Annotated in this window: 2 protein-coding genes; both read right to left on the reverse strand. The window is 50.1% G+C overall.

Annotated elements, in window-relative coordinates; translation table 11 throughout:
- Positions 1–181 precede the first annotated feature (181 nt).
- The gene (locus tag FDX01_RS04285; protein ID WP_137399290.1) at positions 182–664 is read right to left on the reverse strand and encodes a siphovirus Gp157 family protein; all 483 of its coding nucleotides are present in this window, start codon (positions 662–664) and stop codon (positions 182–184) included.
- Positions 664–1494: RecT family recombinase (locus FDX01_RS04290; RefSeq protein ID WP_137399303.1), on the reverse strand; the 831-nt coding region annotated here is incomplete at its 5' end. The genes FDX01_RS04285 and FDX01_RS04290, both read right to left, overlap by 1 nt.

A 1494-nucleotide genomic window follows, 5' to 3' on the forward strand; every position in this document is an offset into this window, starting at 1 on the left:
TCCATGCTCTTCCGGTCATTCGAGATGGTAGTGGTGCGCCAATACGCGATGCCTGAGTGACTATGGCGCGTTCCGTGCGCTCAAGCTTTTCGGCGATAATGGGCAGCGGCATTGTTTTGCATACGTCATGCAGGAACAGGTTTTCCCACGGTTGCCAAAGTTCGCTCATTGAAATCACCTGTTATTTGATGATTAGTGATGGCTTACCGAGTTTGATATGAGCGCCAGGGATATCAATTCCGGCCTCAATTTGGTGCTTTATCGCCAGCTTGTCAGGCTTGATTGTTGTTTCATACTCGACAAAGTCAGGCGGGATGGCGTTAACGTCGGTGATTTCAACGGACTTTGACGGGGCGCGGACAGTTACCTGGTGCAATCCAGCTTTCATGGATTTCTTCCCGGCAGTCTCAAGTGATCTGGCGACATATTCTTTAAGGCTAACCACGCGGTTCTCAGATGCTTTTGCTCGTTCAATAAGTCGGCGGGCCTCTTCCTTGAGAGCCTCGGCATCAGCTAGTTCGTTTTTGCAAACTGCAAGGATTTGCTCGACCTTTGCCTCAAGTTCCCACTCAATACCATCAAGAGTGTCGGCAATCATTTCAGTCGGCATATCTGAGTCGGTAAGTTTGGCGAAGTCGTTAGCGATCTGGTAAAGAGCGGGCATTATGCGGCCTCCTCAAATTTGATTTTGCATTCTGAATAAATGGCCTGGATGTTTTGCTGCAACTTCATCCCTGCCGTGAGTCGGTATGCTTCAGCAAAATGACGCTTCAGATCTGCCATTGTTTCGGCCTGAGCCATTTCTTCGCACAGCGATTGCGCCTTATCCATGATTTCTTGCTGCTGCTTTCTGGCGTCATCGCGAATATCTTCCTCTGACTTGTGAGCCATAACTGGCTCCTGGTAAACTCCTTCATCTTCGTTGATGACGTGGATCGCGTTATCCAGACGCTCAGCACGAGGCCAGTACTTACTGGCTCGCTTAACGATGGTCTTACGTGCCATCTCTTCCCAGAAGTTCTTCCACGGGCCATTTTTGGCCTTACTGGTAGCTTCAGTTGCTTTGATTTCTGCCAGGCTCATTTCTTCTGTCAGGTAATCGCCGTCAGCAGTTTTAACCGTGCAGTAACCGCCGACTACGTCACCGCGATCGCCGAATGCGTTGTATTTGTGCGTTGGTGCGGTATCAAGTCCGTTTGATTCGTACGTGTCGTTTGAATAAACCAGTTTGCACTGGCCCCACTTAATGGATCCGGTAGACTGCGCAAGATGGAGAAGTCCCATATAGCTGATATCAAGACACACCATGCCGTCGCGTGGGACCAGATAAGCCAGCTTGCTAGCCGGGTTAAGAGTGATGCCGATTGCCGCTACGTTGATGATGGCGTTCTGTGCGCTGGTAGGGTTTGATAGTGCCGTCTTGGCTAAGTAGTCGTTGCGCTGGAAGTACTGAATAGCGAACTGGCTTTCCTTAGCCCATGTGACTGACTGGTC

The organism is Citrobacter sp. wls613, from assembly GCF_005281195.1.
Lineage (GTDB): Bacteria > Pseudomonadota > Gammaproteobacteria > Enterobacterales > Enterobacteriaceae > Citrobacter > Citrobacter gillenii.